Below are 15,786 nucleotides of genomic sequence, written 5' to 3' on the forward strand. Positions count from 1 at the left end.
CAGTTTTATGAAGTTTCCCCGGCCCGTGTAGGGATTGTGGGCAGCTTAAGCCTGTGGGATTTTGCGGAAGCCTACGGCCAGACGATTCCAGCTGTTGATGGTGTTGATCGCCACGCTGAGGTCGACCATTTCTTTCGGTGTGAACTGCGCCGCAACCACCTCGTAATCTTCGTCCGGGGCGTGGGTCAGGCTCAGTTGGGTCAGCGATTCAGTCCACAACAGCGCGGCGCGTTCGCGGTCGCTGAAAAACGGCGCTTCACGCCATGCCGTCACCGCGAACAAGCGGCGCGGGGTTTCGCCACCCTTGATCGCATCGGTGGTGTGCATGTCGATGCAGAATGCGCAGCCGTTGATTTGCGAGGCGCGCAACTTGACCAATTCGATCAGGGTCTTTTCCAGCGGCAGTTTGGACACGGCAGTTTCCAGAGCCATCATCGCTTTCAAGGCGTCTGGGGAGGCGGTGTAGAAATCGGTACGAGGTTGCATGGTAGCTCCGGGTAGCAAGTGAATGTGTGGCTACGTTAGCCCTCACACCCGGTTCGACAAATAGCCAATATTCCAGAAGATCAGGAGGCCACTCGGTTTTCCCGCTGACCGCTCGTCAGCCATTCGGCACCAAGGGTTCTGCGCGTCAGACCAATATCAGGTACATGCCATTTCTGGAGACGGATCATGATCACGCGCAAACTCACTTCGTTATTGCTCGCCGGGTTGCTCGCCAGCGCCTCGGCCGCCAGCTTCGCCGCCAACGACGGCGCTGACGCCACCGGCACCAAGTCCGGCGGCCCGACCAGCACAACTACGCCGCCAGACAACACGCCGGGCGCGCCTTCCGGTGGTAGCGGTTCTTCGGGCATGGGTTCCGGGACTGGCACCAATGGCGGGGCCAGTGGTTCGGGTTCCGGGGCTGGCGGCGGTACCGGATCGGCCGGCGGCGGCACTGGCGGTGCGGGCGGTGGCACTGGCGGCTGAACGAACAAGAGCCACCCGTGGTGAAAACCCTCGGTTGTATGGGTATTCACATAACCTTGGCTTGATGAAAATCACTGTGGGAGCTGGCTTGCCAGCGATAGCGTCAGCACAGTCAACATCTTCCTTGACTGACCGACCGTTATCGCTGGCAAGCCAGCTCCCACAAGTTCCTGCGACAATCACACAATCCCCTCTCACCCATAGGGTTTGTGCCAGGCTCTGGGTCAGCGATCGGAGCGCATCAATTCGGCCAGGCCGCTGTCCAGTGACAACACCGCCGCACGATTGCGCCCGGCATTTTTCGCCTGATACAACGCCGCATCGGCACGCTGGATAAACACTTCCAGGCTGTCATTGCCGCTCGGAATAAACGAATAACAGCCCAGACTCACCGTCAAATACCCGGTTGGCGAGCCGCTGTGGATGATGTGTTTGTCGATCACGCTGCGCCGGATCTGCCCGGCAATCGCCAGTGCGCCGTTGATGTCGGTGTCCGGCAACAGCACCGCAAACTCCTCGCCACCGTAGCGCACCGCCAGATCCGACTTGCGCTGGCAGCACGTCTGCAGCACTTGGGCGACCTGAGTCAGACAATGATCCCCGGCGACATGACCATAGGCGTCGTTGTAGCGCTTGAAGAAATCGATATCGAGCATGATCAGGCTGACCGGGCTGACCTGCCGCGCACCACGGGCGAATTCGACTTCCAGAGAGCGCTCGAACAAACGTCGATTGGCCAACCCGGTCAGGCTGTCGTGAGTGGCGATCTGCTCCAGCGTACGCTGGGCTTTGCGCAGGTTTTTTTCGATCCGTTCACCATCGCGCACCTGATGAATGAACACCCAGCCAAACAGGCCGACGCCAAGAATCACCAAGGCGACAATCACACTCGACTGGAAGGCCCGTGCGTACCAACCCTCGAGAATCGTGTCGCGCGAGGTCGCCGCCGACACCACCAGCGGATACGCCGACAAGCGTCGATAACCATACAAACGCACCACGCCATCGACCACCGAGTTGATCATCGCCGTGCCGGCCGCCGCCTCAGGCAGTAACGTGCGATAAATCCGCCCTTGCGCCAGCGACGTGCCGATCAGGTTTTCATCGAACGGCCGACGGGCGAGCAAGGTGCCGTCACTCAAGCCGAGAAACATGATGCCTTGATCATCGAGGCTGAAGCTTTCGAAAAAGCGGTCGAAATACGACATCTTGATCCCGGCCAGCAACACCCCCTGAAAATTGCCCGCGTGATCATTGACGCGTTTGGAAATCGGGATGATCCACTCGCCGTTCTCACGGCTGCGAATCGCCGGGCCGATGTGCGCCAGCGTCGAGGCGTTCTGCTGGTGGAACTTGAAGTACTCGCGATCGGCCACGCCATTGCCACGGGGCAAATCAGCGAATGAAGTAATCACCCACTGGCCCTGCGTGTCGAAGAGAAAAATGCCGTGCAACTGATCGAGTTGCTGCACGCGCCGGGCGAAAGTTTTCTGCAAACGCGGCTTCTGCGCGGCGCCGTAACCGTCATCCTGAATCCAGTCAACCAGGCTGGTCATCACCAGATCGGCGGCCAAAAAGGTGTCTTCGGCCTGCTGCGCCATCGCCCGGGTCAGGTTGCTCGAGGCCATTTTCGCCACGGCCAGATCCTGACGACGCGACTGCTCCAGTTGCAGGTACAGCAAACCGGACAGGCACAACCCCACCGCAACGATAAACAGCACTGCCGCTTTGCGCAGCGGCAGGCGTTTAAGGGTGCCTCCGGGGGCCTGATGCGGATCGTGAATAGGGATAGGCAAAAGCAAGTCCTGGGCAGGTACGACAAGGGCGCCAGCGGCAAAACCCTTATGTTTGTGAGCGTAGCCCACCGGAATCTACGGGGCAAACGCCCCGGTCCCGCTCAGGTATATCGGCGCACAACGAGTTTGGATGATCGCTGTTCGCCGATTTATTTTCGATCGCTCCTTTAGGGTTAGTCAGTTGTGAAGGGCCAGGCGCCGCATCGCACTGTGCAGGTGGGCTCGCGCACTTTGCGGATCACCTTCGCGCATTTGCTCATAGGCCCGTTGCGCAATGGCGTGGGGCACCGGCTTCAATTGCCGTTGCGTGGCCATCGCCAGCAGTTGCACCTGCGCGGCGCGTTCCAGGTAATAGAGGTCGTCCCAGGCTTCGGCGATGGTCGGCGCGGCAACGATCACGCCGTGATTTTTCAGGAACAGAATGTCGGCGTCGCCCATGACTCCGGCGATACGGTCGCCTTCGGACGTGTCCAGCGCCAGGCCGTTGTAGTCCTCGTCGACCGCCGTGCGCCCGTAGAACTTCAGCGCGGTCTGCCCCAGCCATAACAGTGGCGGCCCTTGTAGCAGGCACAACGCCGTGGCGTGAGGCATGTGGGTGTGAAAGGCGACTTTCACTCGCGGCAGTTGCTTGTGCAGACGCGCATGAATGTAAAACGCCGTGGCTTCCGGCAAGCCTTCGCCTTCAACCACATTGCCGTCGAAGTCGCAGACCAGCAGATTCTGCGCGGTCACTTCGGCAAACGCAAAACCGTAGGGATTGACCAGAAACAGATCGTCGTGCCCCGGCACCATCGCCGAAAAGTGATTGCAGATGCCCTCCTCCAGGCCATGCAACGCGGCCAGTTGAAAGCACGCCGCCAGCTCAGTGCGCGCGGTGATGATGGCTTCTGTGTCGAGGTTCAGCGCTGTCGGGCGTGCGGCCCGCGCACTGGCAGTCAGGGTGTGAGCCATGACGATTCTCCGTTACCAACCGAGGGATTTGAACAGCGGCAACACTTGATCGAGGCGGTTGAGGATCGCGTCGGGGTGATAGTCCGCCAGCATCTGGCGACCAGTGCCACGATCGATCCATACACAGCGAAAGCCCATGTCCCGCGCGGCCGTATGGTCGAGCATCGGGCTGGCGCAGATGTGCAACACCTCTGCGCGGCTGACGCCCAACTGCTCATGAGCGTAGTCGAACAGGCGCGGCGCCGGCTTGTAGGCGCCAGCCTGTTGCGCGGTGATCACCCGGTCGATGTGGCCGCCGAGCTGCGCGACGTTACCGGCAATGATGTCGTCGTCGGTGTTGGAGACGATGCACAGTTTGAAGCCCATCGCCTTGAGCTGCGCAAGAGTTTCGATCACCTCGGCAAACGGCGGCATTTTCGGGATGGCGGCGGCCAGACGCTGGCTGTCTTCAGGCAGGCTGGGCAGCCCCAATTCTTCCAGGGCCAATTGCAGGCCGAGGGTGCTGAGTTCGCGGAACGATCGGTGCGGCGGGGTTTGTTCGAGGCGATGTTCATGGCGATCATAAACTTCGATCAGGTGCCCGGCGTCGACCTGATGTTCGCCCTTCTCGCTGAGAATTTCGCCGACCACAGCTTTGAGGCCTTCGTCCCACTGGATCAAAGTGCCGTAGCAATCGAAGGTCAGCCATTGCGGGCGCGGGGTATGGATGAGTGTCATTGGTCGAATCCTCCGTGGTGAGGACTTCAGCTTATGAGCGCCCGGTGATAGTGTGAAATTAAATAAATAGCCAATCGTCAGTTGAAAATCCACTATCGAGAGCGCCGCCATGCTGGACCTGGAATTGCTGAAAACCTTTGTCTGCGTGGTTGACGAAGGCAGCTTCACCCGCGCCGCCGAGCGCGTGCACCGCACTCAGTCGACAGTCAGCCAGCAGGTGCGCAAACTCGAAGAGCTGGTCGGCCACGCCCTGTTGCTGCGCGACCGTACCGGGCTGAATGTCGCCGTCACCGAACACGGCGAATTACTGATCCATTACGCGCGCCGATTACTGGCGCTGTCCGCTGAAGCCACCGAAGCATTGGCCAGCGACCTCGATCTGGAAATCCTGCGGATCGGCATGCCGGAAGACTTCGACGCGCGGCGCATGGCGCTGATTCTCGCCGGCTTCACCCGCAGCCATCCGCAAGCGCGGCTGGAAACCCTCAGCGGCATGAGCCTCGATCTGCGCCAGCGTCTGGATGCCGGCGACATCGACATCGCCCTGATCAAACGCGAACCCGACAGCGGCCCGGCGTGGGCGACCTGGCCCGAGCGGCTGGTGTGGGTCAAAGGTGCGGAGTTTGATTCGTCCACTGGCGTGTTGCCGTTGGCGTTGTTTCCGCAAGGCTGTCTGTATCGGCAGCGCGCCATTCGTTTGCTCGATGTTGCCCAGCGCCCCTGGCGGGTCGCGTTCGGCAGTCACAGCCTGACCGGGATTCAAGCGGCAGTGGCCTCGGGGTTGGGGGTGTCGGTGCTGCCAGTGTCGGCGGTGTTGCCTGAGCATCAGGTGTGTACGGATTTGCCGGAACTGGCGCCGACGGAATTGGCGTTGGTCAGTCGTGATGGGGTTTTGAGCGGGTTGCAACGTGGTTTGGTGGAGTTTTTGCGTGGGGAGTTGGGGGTGGATGCGGGGGGATTCGCCTGAAATCCCCCCCGTTTTTATCATTGGGGTTTGTTGATTTCCCGCAGCAGATCCGCGACGGGAATGTTCATGGTGTTTGAGTAGTAGGGTTTGTAGCCGTAGGCGGTGACGACGACTTTGCAGGGGATTTGTTGTTTGTTGGCGAGGAGTTGGTTCAGTTCTGCCGCTGACAGATCTCTCTCCGTACTTCGGTCGCTGGATGTTTCAGTGATGAATGTACTGTTCGAAAAGGAGAATTTGGAGTTGCCGTTTTCGCGTATATCAGAATCTACCAGCCCCACCGCAGAAAACTGAATAGCTTTACCAACAGAAAAATCGTGGTCATCCGCTAACGCGCACCTCAATGTCCCCGAAGCCATCCCTTGCCTTTCGCCTCGGCCAAACAGGTTCAAAACATCCACATCGGATTGATATTTGATGACATATAAAAGGGAACTCGACCTATCTACGGACACATAACTTAAATTTGCCGGAGGCTGTAAATGGTCCTTTGCACATCCCGAACAGACAGCCAGAACCACACAAAGGAAAAACCTGTACATCACGAAAACTCCTTCATGATTGAATCAAACAGCAAGTCACTTGCAGATTTACCATCAGCGATTGGGGCGTTTAGCAATCCCAGTGCGTTAGCGTGATTCGTGTCGACATTTACGTTAATTGACGGTCCGCAGGAGATAATCCATTTTTCCCCGAAGTCCGCGACCCCGTCTGATGGGTCTCTCTTGGAAGGTGTTGCCTTGATATTGATCCAATCAACCGAAACTGGCGCGGGACGTTCGCGATAAATGTCTGAGCCCAGCCACACCAAAGCCCCTTCACCCACAGGATCCAGAGTGATCAGCATCTGAACCTTGTAACCCCAATCCGACATTATTTTGGACAGGTGCGCACCATTCCAGCCGCCGAGGCTATGGCCGACGATATAGACGGGACAGCTTTTATACGGAATAAGGCTTAGCACGTGCCGTTGAATGTCCTGCTTTCCTCTGACTTCGTTGTAACCCAACCATTGCGACTTATATTTCCCTTCTGCCTTTAATGTCTCAGTGCGCCTATCAAATGCAAGTCGTGCATCCTGGATGTTTTCATAAGGACCCGAAAAATAATAACTCTCCTTATCTCCCGCACCTCCGATAAAAACCACAATCGCCTTGGTACTCTCCACCGGCACAGGCTTGTCACTGACATCCTTCTTGTCCGTCAGCGCATGTTCCTTGTGAAGCTTGTAATTGTTGCCCTTCGCGCACGTTACCGTTTCAGCAGCCATGCCTCACTCCTCCAAAAACAACTTGATGGTTTCAGGCAGGTGCGAGCTGACTGGGTGAGTAAATCCGTTCGCGTCAGACACCCCATGTTCCAGACGTCCGTCAGCGCGCTGAATAACGTAAGGATGATCAGGCATCGGCTCACCGGTTACGTCATTGACCAGTTTCAACCGGTCAGTGAAATGCACCGGCATCGGCAACAAGCCACTGAAGGGCGCGACTGTCACCGTGTCACCGATGATCACCGTGCCTGAACCGCCGATGACGACATTGCCGTGACCACCGGTGCTGTCCAGCGTCGCGGGCGGCGGGTTTTCCGCTCATGAACAGCTCCTTGCAATGTAACGTGGTCATCCTTTCGGGGGCGCAAGCATGCGGGAGTTCGTCGGGTACTTCAAACCATCAGACCAAAAAAGGCGCCCGATCGGGCGCCTTTTTTATACGTGGAAACCGCTCGTCTCAACGCGACGGCGGCACCCGAATATCCCCCGCCCGGCACTGGGTTTTCACACCCTTGCCACACGCGCCGAACTGCAGATCCTTGCCCATGCAGACGCGCACTTCCGAGAGCTCCGGGCCACTGCAAATGACGGCGATGCCATCGGCCGGAATGCCCGGGTTGGCCTTGCGGAACAGGTCGGCGATTTCCTGCGCCTCGAAGTAATACGAGGAGCTGAACGGTTGCAGTTCCTGCGGAATTTTAACGGCGCCAACGGCTTTGTCCGCTTCATCCAGATAGCCCATCGCGCCGAGACCGCTGCAGGTGCCGTGTTTGGACCATTCGTGGTCGAGCAGTTTTTTGGTCGGGAACAGCGTCAGGCCCTGGCTGGTTTGCGCCGCGTTCAGCGTGGTCAGCGGCGGGCAGGATTCCGGCCAGCCACCCTTGGCGTATTGTGGCCACAAGCCGTGCAACACAAAGCCGTAGCCCTTGCCCGTGCACTGCGAGTCATCTTTGTGGGTCAGACAAAAGGTCGGCGACCAGGACAACGCCAGCAGGTAGTAATCGAACACCCCAGCCACCGATTCCGCCTGCGCCTTGCTCGACTGCGATTGCCGCGCCGAACTCAACCCGATGCTACCGGCCGTCAGCGCAATCACTGCCAAAATTGTAAACAGCTTTTTCATCTACCCGCTCCTTGGGACGCCTGCGTCCGTGGTTTTCGATCCTGACCAGACTTGGCCAGTGCTGATTTCGACACGCTTGTGTTGCAGGCGCATGACGCAAGGCAACGTCGTACGCCGTTGAAAGGTCTACGATTAACAGGCAGACATCAAACCAAGGGATCCGAAATGAGTAAAGCAGACGAACTCGCCGCCAAACTCAAGCAAACCCGGCACACTCATGCTGATGCCGCGCTGGAGATCGATTGCTGGCCGGCGCAGGTGTATGACTTGTACCACCGCATTGAGGCGTGGCTGCAACCGGTCACCGAGGTCGGGTTGAAGATTCGGCGCAATCCGACCCACGTTTGCGAAACGTCACCCGATGGTGAATCCCACGATTACGCCATCGACCAACTGGTGATCGAAGCCAACCATCAAAGCCTGACATTCGATCCCATTGCGCGGTTTACCGAGGATGGCGCCGGGCGGGTGCAGATCAGCCCGTCAGCCACAGACACTTATCTGCTGCGTACCGTGGATGAGCACGGTGAAAGCCATTGGTGGATGCAGTCGATTGAAACAGGCCAGCAGCTGGATGCCATTGCGCTGACCGAAAACAATCTGTTGCTGGCGGTGCAGGAAGGATTGGGACTTTAAATTCTCCACGCCACCACAAGAGCTCCTGCCCGGAGCAACACGGGCCCGCCATTTCAACGGCCAGACTTCCTAAAGAATTCTGGCCGTTTGTCGTTACAGGACCCACAAACCAAAATCGATGGAAAGCCTTTACGCATGGATGCTTCGACCGCACCAACGTTCACCCAGTTTTTTAAGCGCAACTTCAAACGTGTTCTTGATTACTGGAGCCAGATCACCGTCACTCTGGGCTTTCTCGGCGCGGGGTTGGCAATCCTTGGGCTTTACGTCTACACCCGGGCAATTGGTCGTACTGACCTTTTCCTGGCAGGCAGCGATGCCAAGTCAGCCCTTGCTATCTGGCTTTTACTGATCGTGCTGATCATGGTGGGCTACCTTGGCGTACTCTCCGCCAGCGCATGGTTCTACGGAATCACCGTTTCGATGTTCGAAAAAGTGCCAAAAAGGCACAAACAGATCGCTGCCTTTTTGCTGCTTCCTATGTGTTTTGGCTTTGGTACCTTCATTTCTCTGCTTTTCAATTTCCCGAACGCATTCAGCGCCGCAGGTTCGATGCTGTTTGTTTTTTCCTTGACCCTGCTGGCCTACTTCGCACTTTTCCTGTTCAAACGCTTTCGAAAGATTTTCAACAAACACACCCGTCGAATGGGAGGCTGGAAGAAAAACTGGTTCCGACTCTTGATCGGTAGCATGATCGGCTTTGCCGTTCTATGTGCGTCACTCCCCGCATTGCTGATCCTCGAGACCTACGTCGGCGAAGATAACGCGAAGGCGGTAGTGGTTGTCGGGCTGTTTTCCCTTGGCACACTCATTTTCAGTCTCCTCCCCGTTTTCATTTTTTATATCAGCAGAGGCCACGTCTTTGCGCGTATCGCTTATGGAATCGCAACAGCACTGGTTCTGTTCAGCGGGTTTCTTCTTTTATCGCCAGGTGCAATGCCGAGTATCACCAACGCTGCCGCTGGAAACCTGGCGATTCGTCAGCAGCCGGCGCTTTTCATACTCGACGAAAACATCAGCCTGGACGATCTGGATAACAGCCTTTGGCAAACCAGACTCAATGAAAAACAAAAGGTCGAAGTCACGGCGTTTCCATTGTTTGCCTTTGGCGACATCTTGCTGTTGTGCAGCAGAGACCTGCAGCGTTTGAACCTGTATGAATTGCCTCGCTACACACACTTTTGCATCGCCACACGTAACAGCAAGGTCACTCAGAAACCGTTGCGTCCAGGGCTTGCGCCGCTACTCAGCTGGCAGCAGCGTGCTGAACACGTCGTTGGCTGGGATCACTTGCGCTCAGCCATTCTCAAGCCGATTCACCTATCGCCACAGGTCCTCCAACTCCAACGCCGCATTGAGCAATTGGCTGAACCTGTCAAAACTGTAATCCCCTACTCAGCTAACTGAAAGCCGGCGCTGGTTAGCCTCCCCGTCATGAGTCACACGGGGATTTCCAGCGCATGCCTTCCAACCCATCACGACGCACCTTCGTCAAAGGCCTCGCCGCCGGCAGCCTGCTCGGCGGCCTCGGCCTGTGGCGCACGCCGGTCTGGGCGCTGAATGCGCCCGGTCAATTGGATGAACTGAGCGGCAGCGACTTCGAGCTGTTCATCGGCGAAACCCCGGTCAACTTCACCGGCAACCCACGCACGGCGATGACCATCAACGGCAGCTTGCCCGGCCCCCTGCTGCGTTGGCGCGAGGGTGACACGGTGACGCTGCGGGTGCGCAACCGGCTCAGCGCCAGCACCTCGATTCACTGGCACGGCATTCTGCTGCCGGCGAACATGGACGGCGTACCGGGCCTGAGTTTTCACGGCATCGAACCGGGTGGCGTGTACGTCTATCAATTCAAGGTGCGGCAGAACGGCACCTACTGGTATCACAGTCATTCCGGGCTACAGGAACAGGCCGGCGTCTACGGCCCGCTGGTGATCGACGCCAAAGACCCTGAGCCATTCCACTACGACCGCGAGTTTGTGGTGATGCTCAGTGACTGGAGCGACGAAGACCCGGCCAGCCTGATGAAGACCCTGAAAAAACAGTCCGACTACTACAACTTCGACAAACGCACCGTCGGCGATTTCATCGATGACGTCAGCAAAAAAGGCTGGGCCGCCACCGTCACCGATCGCAAGATGTGGGCGCAGATGAACATGAACCCCACTGACATTGCCGACGTCAGTGGCGCCACCTACACCTTCCTGATGAATGGCCACGCGCCGGATAACAACTGGACCGGGTTGTTCCGCCCCGGCGAAAAACTGCGCCTGCGCCTGATCAACGGTTCGGCGATGACCTACTTCGACATACGTATTCCCGGGCTGAAAATGACCGTGGTCGCGGCGGACGGCCTGCACGTCAAACCGGTCAGCGTCGATGAATTGCGCATCGCCGTGGCCGAGACTTACGACGTCATCGTTGAGCCGGACGCCGAGGCGTACACCCTGTTTGCTCAGGCCATGGACCGAACCGGTTTTGCCCGTGGCACCCTCGCCACTCGCGCCGGGCTATCCGCGCCCGTACCAGTTCTGGATCCGCGCCCGCTGGTGAGCATGGACGACATGGGTATGGGTGGCATGGATCACGGCTCGATGGACATGAGCGCCATGGATCACTCGGCGATGGGTCCGATGCAATCCCATCCCGACAGCGAAACAGACAACCCGCTGGTCGACATGCAAGCCATGACCACCGCGCCGAAACTCAACGACCCCGGCCTCGGCCTGCGCAACAACGGCCGTCGCGTGCTCACCTACGCCGACCTGCGCAGCACCTTCGCAGACCCGGATGGCCGCGATCCAAGCCGCACGGTCGAGTTGCACCTGACCGGCCATATGGAAAAATTCGCCTGGTCGTTCAACGGCATCAAATTCTCCGACGCCGAACCCTTGCGGCTGAAGTACGGTGAGCGCATCCGTCTGGTGCTGGTCAACGACACGATGATGACCCACCCGATTCACCTGCATGGCATGTGGAGTGATCTGGAAGACGAAAACGGCGACTTCCAAGTGCGCAAACACACCATCGACATGCCACCCGGCACCCGCCGCTCCTACCGCGTGACCGCCGACGCACTCGGTCGCTGGGCCTATCACTGCCACCTGCTGTACCACATGGAAACGGGCATGTTCCGCGAAGTGCGGGTAGAAGAATGAAGGGGCCGATGATGACTCGATTCACAGCGTTTTCTTTATTGCTGATCGGCAGCTCGGCGATGGCCGCCAACGACATGCCGGGCATGGACCACAGCCAGATGTCCGGCATGGATCATGCCGGGATGCAGAGTATGGACGACGGCATGATGCAGCCCGCCGCCCCGACCGAAAGTCGCACGCCGATCCCGCCACTGACCGACGCCGACCGCGCCGCCGTGTTCACCAGCCCCGGCGGCCATCAAGTCCACGACAGCGCGATCAACACGTACTTCCTCGCCGACAAACTCGAATGGCAGGACGCCGATGACGGCAGCGCGTTGGCCTGGGATCTGTCCGGCTGGATCGGCGGCGACATCGATCGCCTATGGCTGCGCTCCGAAGGTGAACGCAGCAACGGCAAGACCGAAGACGCCGAGATTCAGGCGCTCTGGGGCCATGCGATTTCGCCGTGGTGGGATGTGGTCAGCGGCGTGCGTCAGGACTTCAAACCCGGCGCGCCGCAGACCTGGGCCGCGTTCGGTGTGCAGGGCATGGCGCTATACAACTTCGAAGCCGAGGCCACTGCGTTCATCGGCGAAGGCGGCCAGAGCGCGCTACGGTTCGAGGGTGACTACGACATCCTGCTGACCAATCGCCTGATCCTGCAGCCCACCGCTGAACTCAATATCTACGGCAAAAACGATGCGCAACGTGGCATCGGTTCAGGGCTATCCAACAGCGAAGTCGGCCTGCGTTTGCGCTATGAAATCCGCCGCGAATTTGCGCCTTACATCGGCGTGACGTGGAACCGCACCTACGGCAACAGCGCCGATTACGCACGCGAAGAAGGCGAGGATCGCAGCGAAGCGCGGCTCGTGCTTGGCGTGCGGATGTGGTTCTGAATTCCAATAGAAAACAACCCAGAGGTCTTGCATGCGCACCTTGAAAATCACCCTTGTACTCGCCAGCGGCTTGCTCCTCAGCAGCCTCGCTCAAGCCCACCCGAAACTGCTGTCGTCGACGCCCGCCGAAGGTGCCGACGGCGCCGCGCCCGGCAAGATCGAACTGCACTTTTCCGAGAACCTGCTGACTCAGTTCTCCGGCGCCAAACTGGTCATGACCGAGATGCCCGGCATGGCCCACTCACCGATGCCGATGAAAGCCAAAGTCAGCGCCGGCAGCGACCCGAAAAGCATGCTGATCACCCCGCTCGCGCCGCTGCCCGCCGGCACCTACCAAGTCCAATGGCGCGCGGTGTCTTCCGACACGCACCCGATCACCGGCAACGTCACGTTCAAAGTGAAGTAAGCGATGGCTGAGCTGATCAACATCGTCCTGCGGTTTACGTTGTATGTGGATTTGCTGCTGGTGTTCGGGCTGGCATTGTTTGCGCTGTACAGCACTGATGCGCTGCTGCGGTTGCGGCCGATGCTGCGCGGGATGGCGTTGATCGGGGCGCTGTTGTCGATGGCGGGACTGTTGCTGATGACCCGCGCCATGAGCGGCGAAACGGCGCTCGCGGCGCTGTGGCCGCATCTGCAAATGATGCTGCTGGAAACCGACGTCGGGCTGGCGTGGGCGCTGCGGATGATTGCCCTGATTGTGCTGTTGATCAGACCGGGTTTATGGCTCGCATCGATTGCCGGCGCCGTCGCCCTCGCCTCTTTGGCCTGGAGCGGACACGGGGCGATGGACGACGGAGCACTGCGGTTCTGGCATTTTCTCAGCGACATTCTGCACCTGCTCGCGGCGGGCGCGTGGCTGGGTGCGATGCTGGCGCTGGTGTTGATGGCGCGGGGGCCGGTCGATGAGGCTCGCATTCGTTCGCTGGCGTTTGCGGTTCGGCGCTTTGAGTGGATCGGTGCGGTGATCGTGCTGACGCTGTCGCTCACTGGCGTGGTGAATTACCTGTTTATCGTCGGCCCGAAGCTGGAGGACGTGTTGCTCGGCACGTACGGGATGCTGTTGGCGATCAAAGTTCTGCTGTTTGCCGGGATGCTGGTGTTGGCGGCGCTGAATCGCTTTCATCTTGGCCCGTCACTGCAACAATCGTTGCGCGATGGGCAGCATGCCATCGCGGCCAATGCGCTAAGGCGCAGCGTGGTAGTTGAACTGGCAATCGCATTGTTGATCGTGGCACTGGTGGCGTGGCTCGGCACGTTAAGCCCGGAAGCAGGATGACACCCGGGAAAGCCTTTCACTACACTGGGCCACCGTCCTTATCAGAAGCCCCGATCGCAATGACAACACTAAAAAGCACGATGATCCTCTGCGGCCTGCTGACCCTGGCCGCCGGCGCCCATGCCGAGCAAACCCTTTCGCACCTCGACAGCATTCAGCAACAGGGCCAGTTGCGCGTGTGCACCACCGGCGACTACAAGCCCTACACCTTCAAACGCCCCGACGGCGATTTCGAAGGCATCGACATCGCCATGGCCCGTTCGCTGGCCGACAGCCTCGGGGTCAAAGTGCAATGGGTGCAAACCACCTGGAAAACCCTGATGCCGGACATGCAGGCCGGCAAGTGCGACATCGCCATGGGCGGCATCTCTGTGACACTCGAACGGCAGAAAAAAGCCTACTTCAGCAATACCCTCGACACCGACGGCAAGATCCCGCTGGTGCGTTGCGCCGATGTCAGCAAGTACCAGACCGTCGAACAGATCAACCAGCCCGCTGTGCGTCTGGTCGAACCCGCCGGCGGCACCAATGAGGCCTTCGTCCACGCCTTCCTGCCCAAAGCGCAACTGGCCCTGCACGACAACGTGACGATCTTCCAGCAACTGCTCGACAACAAGGCCGACGTGATGATCACCGACGCCTCGGAAGCGCTGTATCAGCAGAAACTCAAACCGGGCTTGTGCGCGGTGAATCCGCATCAGTACATGCAATATGGCGAGAAGGCTTATCTGCTGCCGCGCGATGACATCAGCTGGAAACTGTATGTCGATCAGTGGCTGCACTTGAGCAAAGTCACCGGCAAGTATCAGCACACCCTTAGCGAGTGGATTGCCGTACCTGCCGCGCAGTAATCCTTAATCGTCATGCAACATGCCGGAGCTGTACTGATTGAGACTGCTGCCAATACTGTTGCCGCCAAACTTCAACGTATTGGCATTACGCCCCTCCGGCGACTGACAGTCGCTGGAGAAACAACTGGTGGTGGTCAGGCCACCCGCGCCCGAACAGGCACTCAACACCGATACCGCTGCAGTAATCAACAGCACTTTGACGACATTAAGGCGCATGGCACGATTCCCCTCGGGATGAAAAGCGACGATCTTGTGCCAACATCCTAGGCCTGCGCCGAACCCGGCAAGATGAAACTTTGCTCATCGACAGGGGATTACCAACGCCAAAGGCTCAACAAACGTCCGGCGCTGAGCCAGGTTATCGAGCGGATCAGCACGAGCTGAAAGCGATCATCGCTTCAGCCACGCACTCGTCGGGATCTGCGCCAATGATTTGAAGGCAGGCCTGGCGAACCAGTACCCCTGCATCAGGTAAATGCCGCAATCGGCGAGAAAATCTCTTTCATCGGCAACTTCTATGCCCTCGGCGATCACCTCCACGTCCAACTCTCTGCACATGTTCACCACATTACGCACGATGGTCTGGCGAACCCGGTCACGGTGAATATCGCGGATCAGGGCCATATCCAGCTTGATCAAATCCGGCTGAAAATCCGCCAACAAGTTAAGGCCGGAATAGCCTGCGCCAAAGTCGTCGATCGCCGTCTTGAACCCAAACTCACGATACTCACGCAAGATATTCATCAAGTGCTTATTGCTTTCAACGTGCTCGCCCTCCACCGCCTCGAAGATCAGGCGCTCCAGTGGGAAGCCGTGAGCACGCGCCGATTCCAGCGTGCTGCGAATGCACATTTGCGGGCGGTAAACGGCATTCGGCAAAAAGTTGATCGACAAGTACTGCGTCATCCCTAACTCAGCCGCCGTGGAAATCGCCCGCACTCGACACAGTTGATCAAATCGATAACGGTTTTGATCGTCCACCTGCTCCAGAACTGACAAGGCGCCCTCACCCTTCACGCCGCGAACCAAGGCCTCATGGGCAAAAATCGTTTGATCACGCACATCCACAATGGGCTGAAAAGCGAAGGCGAAATCCATGTCCGGCACGCCTTTGTCCTGACAGCCCTGGCAGCCTCCGCGAGACGCGAATGATTCTGGAAAGTCGGTCATGACACCCCCTGATATCGG

At 58.6% G+C, this 15,786-nt stretch carries 18 protein-coding genes and 1 pseudogene; 9 read left to right on the forward strand and 10 right to left on the reverse strand.

Features of this window, described 5'->3' with window-relative positions; all coding sequences use genetic code 11:
• Positions 1 to 45: 45 nt before the first annotated feature.
• Entirely contained in the window at positions 46 to 486 is a 441-nt protein-coding gene (locus tag ACZZ0A_RS15715; RefSeq protein WP_007915567.1) for a carboxymuconolactone decarboxylase family protein, read from the reverse strand.
• Between the two features lie 186 nt (positions 487 to 672).
• Here ACZZ0A_RS15715 and ACZZ0A_RS15720 point away from each other — a divergent pair, with 186 nt between their 5' ends.
• On the forward strand, positions 673 to 972 hold the full coding sequence (locus ACZZ0A_RS15720) for a hypothetical protein (RefSeq protein WP_007915566.1): 300 nt from the start codon (positions 673 to 675) through the stop codon (positions 970 to 972).
• A 224-nt stretch (positions 973 to 1,196) separates the two neighbouring features.
• Here the strand turns inward: ACZZ0A_RS15720 and ACZZ0A_RS15725 are convergent, their stop codons facing one another.
• The 3 genes from ACZZ0A_RS15725 to ACZZ0A_RS15735 form a co-directional block, all read right to left on the reverse strand.
• Complete coding sequence (locus ACZZ0A_RS15725) at positions 1,197 to 2,768, reverse strand: sensor domain-containing diguanylate cyclase (protein WP_007915565.1); 1,572 nt, start codon at positions 2,766 to 2,768, stop codon at positions 1,197 to 1,199.
• Positions 2,769 to 2,945: 177 nt separating this feature from the next.
• Positions 2,946 to 3,719: an aldolase gene (locus ACZZ0A_RS15730; protein WP_463543430.1), complete on the reverse strand. Its 774-nt coding sequence runs from the start codon at positions 3,717 to 3,719 to the stop codon at positions 2,946 to 2,948.
• A 12-nt stretch (positions 3,720 to 3,731) separates the two neighbouring features.
• Complete coding sequence (locus ACZZ0A_RS15735; RefSeq protein ID WP_463543431.1) at positions 3,732 to 4,436, reverse strand: haloacid dehalogenase type II; 705 nt, start codon at positions 4,434 to 4,436, stop codon at positions 3,732 to 3,734.
• A 109-nt stretch (positions 4,437 to 4,545) separates the two neighbouring features.
• Between ACZZ0A_RS15735 and ACZZ0A_RS15740 the strand changes: the two genes are divergently transcribed.
• On the forward strand, positions 4,546 to 5,403 hold the full coding sequence (locus tag ACZZ0A_RS15740; RefSeq protein ID WP_034156382.1) for a LysR substrate-binding domain-containing protein: 858 nt from the start codon (positions 4,546 to 4,548) through the stop codon (positions 5,401 to 5,403).
• Between the two features lie 17 nt (positions 5,404 to 5,420).
• Here the strand turns inward: ACZZ0A_RS15740 and ACZZ0A_RS15745 are convergent, their stop codons facing one another.
• From ACZZ0A_RS15745 to ACZZ0A_RS15760, 4 genes and pseudogenes are all read right to left on the reverse strand, one after another.
• Entirely contained in the window at positions 5,421 to 5,942 is a 522-nt protein-coding gene (locus ACZZ0A_RS15745; RefSeq protein ID WP_463543432.1) for a hypothetical protein, read from the reverse strand.
• Positions 5,942 to 6,670, reverse strand: a complete 729-nt coding sequence (locus tag ACZZ0A_RS15750) for an alpha/beta hydrolase (RefSeq protein ID WP_463543433.1) — start codon at positions 6,668 to 6,670, stop codon at positions 5,942 to 5,944. The genes ACZZ0A_RS15745 and ACZZ0A_RS15750 overlap by 1 nt, the downstream gene beginning before the upstream one ends.
• Positions 6,671 to 6,673: 3 nt before the next feature.
• Positions 6,674 to 6,970 (reverse strand): annotated as a pseudogene (locus ACZZ0A_RS15755) (PAAR domain-containing protein); the annotation flags it as partial.
• Positions 6,971 to 7,127: 157 nt separating this feature from the next.
• Positions 7,128 to 7,793, reverse strand: a complete 666-nt coding sequence (locus ACZZ0A_RS15760; RefSeq protein WP_099756750.1) for a ribonuclease T2 — start codon at positions 7,791 to 7,793, stop codon at positions 7,128 to 7,130.
• A gap of 165 nt (positions 7,794 to 7,958) precedes the next feature.
• Between ACZZ0A_RS15760 and ACZZ0A_RS15765 the strand changes: the two genes are divergently transcribed.
• The 7 genes from ACZZ0A_RS15765 (at position 7,959) to ACZZ0A_RS15795 (ending at position 14,598) form a co-directional block, all read left to right on the forward strand.
• Positions 7,959 to 8,429: a hypothetical protein gene (locus ACZZ0A_RS15765; RefSeq protein WP_095114243.1), complete on the forward strand. Its 471-nt coding sequence runs from the start codon at positions 7,959 to 7,961 to the stop codon at positions 8,427 to 8,429.
• Positions 8,430 to 8,564: 135 nt separating this feature from the next.
• Complete coding sequence (locus ACZZ0A_RS15770) at positions 8,565 to 9,836, forward strand: hypothetical protein (protein ID WP_463543434.1); 1,272 nt, start codon at positions 8,565 to 8,567, stop codon at positions 9,834 to 9,836.
• A 53-nt stretch (positions 9,837 to 9,889) separates the two neighbouring features.
• Complete coding sequence (locus ACZZ0A_RS15775; protein WP_463543435.1) at positions 9,890 to 11,587, forward strand: copper resistance system multicopper oxidase; 1,698 nt, start codon at positions 9,890 to 9,892, stop codon at positions 11,585 to 11,587.
• A gap of 11 nt (positions 11,588 to 11,598) precedes the next feature.
• Positions 11,599 to 12,468 carry a copper resistance protein B gene (locus tag ACZZ0A_RS15780; protein ID WP_463543436.1) on the forward strand — a complete coding sequence of 290 codons (870 nt, stop codon included), beginning with the start codon at positions 11,599 to 11,601 and terminating at the stop codon, positions 12,466 to 12,468.
• A gap of 31 nt (positions 12,469 to 12,499) precedes the next feature.
• Entirely contained in the window at positions 12,500 to 12,874 is a 375-nt protein-coding gene (gene copC, locus ACZZ0A_RS15785; protein ID WP_007915538.1) for a copper homeostasis periplasmic binding protein CopC, read from the forward strand.
• 3 nt (positions 12,875 to 12,877) lie between these two features.
• Positions 12,878 to 13,747, forward strand: a complete 870-nt coding sequence (gene copD, locus ACZZ0A_RS15790) for a copper homeostasis membrane protein CopD (protein ID WP_463543437.1) — start codon at positions 12,878 to 12,880, stop codon at positions 13,745 to 13,747.
• 59 nt (positions 13,748 to 13,806) lie between these two features.
• Entirely contained in the window at positions 13,807 to 14,598 is a 792-nt protein-coding gene (locus ACZZ0A_RS15795) for a transporter substrate-binding domain-containing protein (RefSeq protein WP_463543438.1), read from the forward strand.
• Positions 14,599 to 14,601: 3 nt separating this feature from the next.
• On the opposite strand, the gene ACZZ0A_RS15800 is transcribed toward ACZZ0A_RS15795, so the two are convergent.
• Both ACZZ0A_RS15800 and rimA read right to left on the reverse strand, forming a co-directional pair.
• Positions 14,602 to 14,814: a hypothetical protein gene (locus ACZZ0A_RS15800; protein ID WP_007915535.1), complete on the reverse strand. Its 213-nt coding sequence runs from the start codon at positions 14,812 to 14,814 to the stop codon at positions 14,602 to 14,604.
• Between the two features lie 174 nt (positions 14,815 to 14,988).
• Complete coding sequence (gene rimA, locus ACZZ0A_RS15805; RefSeq protein ID WP_007915534.1) at positions 14,989 to 15,768, reverse strand: S6 modification regulatory phosphodiesterase RimA; 780 nt, start codon at positions 15,766 to 15,768, stop codon at positions 14,989 to 14,991.
• Between the last annotated feature and the right edge of the window lie 18 nt (positions 15,769 to 15,786).

This window comes from Pseudomonas sp. AC242 (assembly GCF_979258655.1).